Origin of the sequence: Persicitalea sp., assembly GCF_041751555.1 — a bacterium.
Lineage (GTDB): Bacteria > Bacteroidota > Bacteroidia > Cytophagales > Spirosomataceae > Persicitalea.
In genome coordinates this window covers 1-7,095 of record NZ_JBGSXF010000563.1, presented here as the reverse complement: position 1 = coordinate 7,095, position 7,095 = coordinate 1, and the positions used below count along the sequence as shown (strand labels likewise).

The window sequence follows — 7,095 nt, the reverse complement described above, 5'->3', positions numbered from 1 at the left end:
CTGCGTCGCTATGCTGACCTTGCTGGGGTTATGCATGATGCTATTGCGCAGTATGTTAGCGATGTGAAGAGTGAGTCGTTTCCGAATGAGAAGGAGTCCTATTGAATGTTTTTTTGGTTATTGCGATTGGTGAATTTCTTTCACCTTTTCAGTTGTTGGGTTGAGTTACTTAGATAACACTACAGGATTAGTATGACAACAAATTTGATAAGTCCAATTCTTCAAATTTTATTTTGGAGCGTTATCGTGACTGTGTGTATTAATCATCTCATACCTAATTCAAACCCTTTTTTAGAGTTAGTATTCTGTATCCTTTTGTTTTTTTTAGTTGTAACACAGCTAATCTTCTTGAAAAAGCATGGAGTGATTTATGTGGGTATATTCTTACTTTCGTTGATTATACTTACAGTGATTCTTCTATACTTAGACAACCAAATATTCGATTCTCCTAAACGCTATTATGATTTTGGATAATTGTACTGTTATCGGTTGTGATAGAAAATTCTCACGTAATCGTTTAATTAACAATACCGTTCTCCATCAATTCAACGATTGCACAGTTCCACAATTCAACAAAAAATGAAGCAAGCCTTCAAAGTAATCTACGAAGACAACCACCTCATCATCGTTAATAAAATCGCCGGGGTATTGGTGCAGGGCGACAAGACGGGGGACGTGAGCCTGCTGGAATTGGTGAAGGAATACATCAAGGACAAGTACGACAAGCCGGGGGACGTTTTCCTGGGTACCGTCCACCGCATCGACCGCCCCGTGAGTGGTTTGGTGGTTTTTGCCCGTACCTCCAAGGCGCTGGAACGGATGAACGAGCTGTTCCGTCGGCGCGATATTCAGAAAACCTACTGGGCCATCGTGCGCCGTCGTCCGGCCCAATCCAAGGGCAAGCTTGTACATTGGCTCTCGAAAGACACCAAGCGCAACGTCACGACGGCCTTCGACTACGATGCACCGGGTAGCCAAAAGGCGGAATTGACCTACCGCGTATTAGGAGAAGTGAACAAATTTTTCCTGCTGGAAGTCACGCCGATCACGGGGCGGCCGCATCAGATTCGGGTGCAGTTGGCTAGCATGGGCAGCCCCATCCGAGGTGATGTGAAGTACGGCTACGACCGCCCCAACGGCGACGGCAGCATCAACCTCCACGCCCGCCGACTCTACTTCGAGCATCCGGTGAAGAAAGAACCCATCCTCATCAAAGCTGGGCTTCCATTAGATCCGTTTTGGGAAGAATTCCTGCCGCTGGACACAGAAAAAATCGATCTTGATAAAATGCAGTACTTGTACGAATAAAAGTCAGTACAGCTTTCCAGCAAAAACAAGTATTGCAAACTCAAGCCGTTATCAGTTGGTTCTCTGAAAGGCCCACAGCTTAAAGCCGTATGTGGCAAAAACTCAAACATCGCTGGAACGTACAAAGCGGCTGGGATGTAGTCGTCATCTTGCTGGTATTCGCCTGTACGGGCTTCTCGATTCTTTATCTCAAAAAAATATTTTACGGCTGGTTGGGAATCACTGCGGCATCGCCCGCGTGGCTACGGTGGGGGCTGGCGATTGTGGTAGTTTTGCCGCTCTATCAGGTAGTGCTGCTGATGTGGGGTTGGGTCTGGGGGAAGTTTGCTTTCTTCTGGGCCTTCGAGAAAAAAATGATAGCCCGCTTGGGCGGGCTATTCAAGAAAACACGAAAATAATGAAAGGTTAGGTCATGATTCAATGTCGAGCATCATCCGCTGGGCCATGGTTCCCATCATGTTGACAGCGCCTTGTAGCGCACCAAACACCAGGCATAGCGGTAAGATGACAGGCAGGAAGATAATCCACTGCAACGCCATCGCGTAGTTGAACTTTTTAAGGGTGGGTAGTTTCATCATCTGAAGAATTTAGGGGTTACACATTTGCAGAAATACATTCATTTGTTAGGGTGTCTCACAATAGCCATGCCAAAAACTATTCGGCATTCCAAGATTCTTTAAAAAGAATATAAAGTTAATCATATAACAACGGGACAAGAAAGAAGTTTCAGCGATCTACTTAAAAAATTTCGCCGGAATCTCCGAAAATAAAACCGTTAATTTGTTAACAAGCAAATTGACACGCCACAACCTCTAAAATGACCACATCGGACATCATTCACTTGCTTCCTGACTCCATCGCCAACCAGATTGCGGCGGGTGAGGTGGTGCAACGTCCGGCGTCGGTAGTGAAGGAACTGCTCGAAAATTCCATCGATGCCCACGCCCACAGTGTGCAAGTCATTATCCGCGACGCAGGCAAAACGCTCATCCAGATTATCGACGATGGCGCGGGCATGTCTGAAACCGATGCCCGGATGTCGTTTGAGCGGCACGCTACTTCCAAAATTCGTAACTCCGACGACCTTTTCAAAATTAGAACGATGGGCTTTCGGGGTGAAGCACTAGCCTCTATCGCCGCCGTGGCACAGGTGGAGGTACGCACCCGCCGCAATAAGGATGAAATTGGCACGATGATCCGTATCGAGGGTTCGGAGGTAAAGACACAGGAGTCGGTCGCAACGTTGCCTGGCACCAACCTTTTGGTCAAAAACCTTTTTTTCAACGTTCCTGCCCGGCGCAATTTTCTTAAATCTAATTCCGTGGAGATGCGGCACGTGCTGGACGAATTTCAGCGCGTAGCTCTGGCCCATCCCGAAGTAGGTTTTTCGCTCTACCACAACGACGTGGAGGTTTTCAATCTCTATGCCGGAAAACTAGTGCGGCGGATTACAGATATGTTCGGTAAAAGCTACCGCGAACAGCTGGTATTCTGCCAAGAGGACACCAGCTACATTAGCGTTCGGGGCTATATTGGCAAGCCAGAGTTTGCGCGCAAGACACGCGGCGAACAGTATTTTTTCGTGAACGAGAGGTATATCAAGCACAGCTATCTGCACCACGCTATTATCAGCGCTTATGAAGGTGCTTTGCCCGATGGTAGTCATCCGTTCTATGTGTTGTTCATCGAGATTGACCCCTCGCATGTCGATATTAACATTCACCCGACCAAAACCGAGATCAAGTTCGATGACGAACGCTCGGTCTATGCCATTATACTAGCCGCTGTGCGTAAGGCGGTAGGCGTCTATAATCTTGCCCCGCCGATCGACTTCGATGACAATGTCAATTCCATGACGCAGCATACGCAGCCGAAGGAAACGCCGACGCCCCGCGCTGTGCAGCCCGACTGGGCTGCCACGCCCAAAGAGGGAAATGGCAGCAAGCGGCAGCAGGGGAACCTTACCAATTGGAACAAGCTGTTTGAGGGCTTGAAAAGTCCAGATGAGACAGCTCGGCAACAGGCAGCACTGGAACTCGACCAGGCCGTGGCAGCTCGGCCTTCTTTTTCGGCACAGTCCGTGACGCTTGCTAGCAGGATCAACCGTCTGACCGACGAAACTATTTCGGCCCCCGATGCCGACGCGTTATTGTTTCAGATGCATAATCGGTATATCCTCTCGCAAGTGAAGGACGGCGCGATACTCGTGGATCAGAAAGCGGCTTACGAGCGGATTCTCTACGAGCGCTACCGCCAGATGCTTGCCAAGCGCAACGGCTCCTGCCAGCAATTGCTGTTTCCACAGACTGTCCGGCTGACACCCGCTGACATGCAACTCGTACGCGAAACGACCGACCAAATCCGGGGTCTGGGCTTCGAGTTTGACGAACTCGGGCCAAACGAAATTGTGGTGCGGGGTGTCCCGGCGGATTTACCCAATGAGAGTGAGCAGGATCTGTTTGAGGAATTGGTCGAACAACTGAAGCAAAGTTATTCCGACCTGAAACTTAACAAGCCTGACAGCCTGGCGCGGGCTTTGGCGCGGCGGTTTTCATCGCGCTACGCCGTGAAGCTGACGCCGCTGGAAATTCGAACCTTGCTAAGCCAATTGTTCGCCTCCTCGGACCCCAACCGCACGCCGGGTGGTGAACCCGTAGCGGTGATGTTGACGATGGAGAAACTGGGAGCGTTGTTTAAATAATTTTTGAGAAACGAAAAGGCCCCCCGATCCGTTGAAAAGTTTACCTTGTTAAGGTTTCGACTTTAAAACAGTATTTTGTTTTCATGGGCGGAGGCGTCGAAGCGACGAACCGTCATACTACCTTTTAAATGTTTCAGCTTACTCCCGTTGTCCGCAATTTACTGATTTTGAACATTGTGTTCTTTATTGTGGACGCATACATCTTACCTTTGACACCGAGTTTCGCGCTGTACTCGTTCATGTCGCCCTCGTTTTTGCCGTTTCAGTTCGTTACCTACATGTTTCTGCACGCTAACATCGGCCACATTTTCAGTAATATGTTCGGATTGATCATTTTCGGGCCGATGCTGGAAAGAATCTGGGGACCGAAGCGCTTCCTGATTTTTTATTTCGTGACAGGTATCGGAGCAGGGCTACTATTTGCGGGCATCGACCTTTTCGAGACCTCGCAGCTTCAACAGGCAGCCAGCATATACTTAGAGTATCCCACGCCCGAGGGGCTGGTTGATTTTATGAGTCAACACGCAGAACCTTGGTACAAGTCGAAACTGGATCTTATAAATAATTTTGAAGCATCTCCCCGCAATCCACGTATCATCCAGGAGAGTGTTATCTTTGTGAAAGGACTTTTACAATATAAAGTCAGCATTCCGATGGTGGGGGCATCGGGAGCGATTTTTGGCATACTGATGGCATTCGGGTTACTGTTCCCCAACACCGAACTTTTTCTTTTATTTATTCCATTTCCTATCAAAGCGAAGTATTTTGTGGCTTTTTACGGGATGTACGAACTGTATTCGGGTATCCAAAACGCCCAATCCGACAACGTAGCCCACTTTGCCCACCTGGGTGGAATGCTGTTTGCCTTTATTATGTTGAAAATCTGGGGGTCGGAGAATAACAAGTTTTATTAGTGGAAAAGCGATGAGTGGTATTTTTGACGATTTCAAGCGGGAATTCACCAAAACGGATAACACGTTGGTCAGAATCATTCTGATCAACGTCGTGGTGTTTTTGAGTCTGCTGCTGACCAAGGTGATCTTCACACTCGGGCAGTCGTCCGAAGCGTACGTGTGGCTAGTGGATATGCTAAGGCTACCCGCTGCGCCGCGCGAATACCTTTATAAGCCCTGGACAATCATCACCTATTTCTTCACCCATGAGGAAATTTTCCATATTCTCTTCAATATGCTTTTTCTCTACTGGTTCGGGCGACTAGTGGATGAGTACTTAGGCTCCAAGCGATTGATTGCACTCTACGTACTGGGCGGCATCGCTGGGGGCGTGGCCTACATGGTAATGTACAATTTACTGCCCTACTTTCAATCGCAGGTGGCGGACTCACAGATGCTGGGGGCTTCAGCGGCAGCTTTTTCGGTGGCAGTGGGGGCTTCTACGCTGCTGCCCAACTACACCTTCAATCTGATTTTCCTCGGGCCGATCCGCATCAAGTACATCGCCTTTTTTTACATCGTTCTCTCGTTGGCACAGTCCATCGGGCCCAATGCGGGAGGTCACTTGGCGCACCTGGGCGGAGCATTCGTTGGCTTTCTGTTTATCAAGCTTTTGCAAAATGGCACCGATATGGGCAAGCCATTGTATGTGCTGCTGGCGATATGGAACAATCTTTTCAGAAGAAGGCCACCCATGCGGGTTACGCATAGACAGAAAGAGGTGCAACGCACGGCCTCGGCCTATTCGACTTCCTCATCGCCCGCCGCCATAGAAATGCCCGATCAGGACGAAATAGACTCTATTTTGGATAAAATATCGAAGTCGGGCTATGAGAGCTTAACCAAGGAAGAAAAGCAGAAGCTGTTCAAAGCAAGTCAACAGAAGTGAGTGGAAGCGGTGGCTCAAATCTGAACAGAATTGTTCTATCATAGTTAACAGAACATTAAACAAGACGGAGGATAAAATAGAGCCGAATAAATGCTTATTACACCCGGAAAAATACTCGCACAGATAGATTCACCTGCGGACTTACGACGGCTTGACCGGGCGGAGCTGCCGCAGGTATGCAACGAACTGCGGCAATTTATCATTGATAATGTATCGGTGTACGGCGGACATTTTGGAGCGAGCCTGGGCGTGGTGGAATTGACCGTAGCGCTGCATTATATCTTTAACACACCTGACGACCAGCTCGTGTGGGATGTGGGACATCAGGCTTACGGCCACAAAATCTTGACCGGGCGGCGAGATAATTTTGCTACCAACCGTCTATATGGTGGGCTATCGGGTTTCCCAAAGCGGGCCGAAAGTGATTTCGACGCCTTTGGCGTCGGCCACTCCTCCACTTCTATTTCGGCAGCTTTGGGAATGGCCGTATCATCAGTAATACAAGGCAACCGTGAACGGCACCACATCGCCGTGATCGGCGACGGTGCTATGACCGCCGGACTAGCCTTCGAGGGCATGAATCATGCAGGGACGGCCGACACCAACCTGCTGATCGTTTTGAACGACAACTGCATGGCCATTGATCCCAATGTCGGGGCATTGAAGGCATATCTGACTGATATTACTACCTCGCACACTTATAATAAGGTTCGCGACGAGGTCTGGAATTTACTAGGGAAGATGAGCAAGTTCGGCAAAAGCGCGCAGGAGATCGTTTCTAAAGTCGAGAATACGCTTAAAGTCGGTCTTTTAGAACAAAGCAATCTCTTCGAGTCACTGGGACTGCGGTATTTTGGGCCGATTGACGGCAATGACATAGAGCATATGACTGATGTGCTAAACGATTTGAAAGACATTCCCGGCCCCAAGCTTCTGCATTGTCTCACGGTGAAAGGCAAAGGCTACGGCCCCGCCGAAAAAGACCAGACCAAGTGGCACGCACCGGGACTATTCGACAAGGTAACGGGTGAAATCAAGAAAAAAACTTACGACACACCGCAGGCACCCAAGTACCAGGATGTTTTCGGCCACACCATCGTCGAATTGGCCGAGAAAAATCCGCAGATCGTGGGCATTACGCCCGCTATGCCGTCGGGTTCGTCTTTAAATATTATGATGAAGGCCATGCCTGAACGCGCTTTCGACGTAGGTATTGCCGAGCAACACGCCGTAACGTTTTCAGC

7 protein-coding genes are annotated in these 7,095 nt (G+C 49.0%); 6 read left to right on the top strand and 1 reads right to left on the bottom strand.

The genetic code is table 11. The annotated features are described in order from the left end of the window. Positions 1–579 precede the first annotated feature (579 nt). Complete coding sequence (locus ACEW8P_RS20070; protein WP_373514856.1) at positions 580–1,308, top strand: RluA family pseudouridine synthase; 729 nt, start codon at positions 580–582, stop codon at positions 1,306–1,308. An 89-nt stretch (positions 1,309–1,397) separates the two neighbouring features. After that, positions 1,398–1,706 (top strand): DUF6787 family protein, encoded by a 309-nt coding sequence (locus ACEW8P_RS20065; RefSeq protein ID WP_373514855.1) that lies wholly within the window; start codon positions 1,398–1,400, stop codon positions 1,704–1,706. A gap of 12 nt (positions 1,707–1,718) precedes the next feature. Here ACEW8P_RS20065 and ACEW8P_RS20060 read toward each other — a convergent pair whose 3' ends face one another. After that, on the bottom strand, positions 1,719–1,886 hold the full coding sequence (locus tag ACEW8P_RS20060; RefSeq protein ID WP_373514854.1) for a hypothetical protein: 168 nt from the start codon (positions 1,884–1,886) through the stop codon (positions 1,719–1,721). Between the two features lie 239 nt (positions 1,887–2,125). On the opposite strand from ACEW8P_RS20060, the gene mutL reads away from it, so the two are divergent. From mutL to dxs, 4 genes are all read left to right on the top strand, one after another. After that, complete coding sequence (gene mutL, locus ACEW8P_RS20055; protein WP_373514853.1) at positions 2,126–4,009, top strand: DNA mismatch repair endonuclease MutL; 1,884 nt, start codon at positions 2,126–2,128, stop codon at positions 4,007–4,009. A gap of 128 nt (positions 4,010–4,137) precedes the next feature. Beyond that, complete coding sequence (locus tag ACEW8P_RS20050; protein WP_373514852.1) at positions 4,138–4,923, top strand: rhomboid family intramembrane serine protease; 786 nt, start codon at positions 4,138–4,140, stop codon at positions 4,921–4,923. A 10-nt stretch (positions 4,924–4,933) separates the two neighbouring features. Continuing rightward, positions 4,934–5,851 (top strand): rhomboid family intramembrane serine protease, encoded by a 918-nt coding sequence (locus ACEW8P_RS20045; RefSeq protein ID WP_373514851.1) that lies wholly within the window; start codon positions 4,934–4,936, stop codon positions 5,849–5,851. A gap of 90 nt (positions 5,852–5,941) precedes the next feature. After that, a partial coding sequence (gene dxs / locus ACEW8P_RS20040; protein WP_373514850.1) for a 1-deoxy-D-xylulose-5-phosphate synthase occupies positions 5,942–7,095 on the top strand: 1,154 nt, incomplete at its 3' end.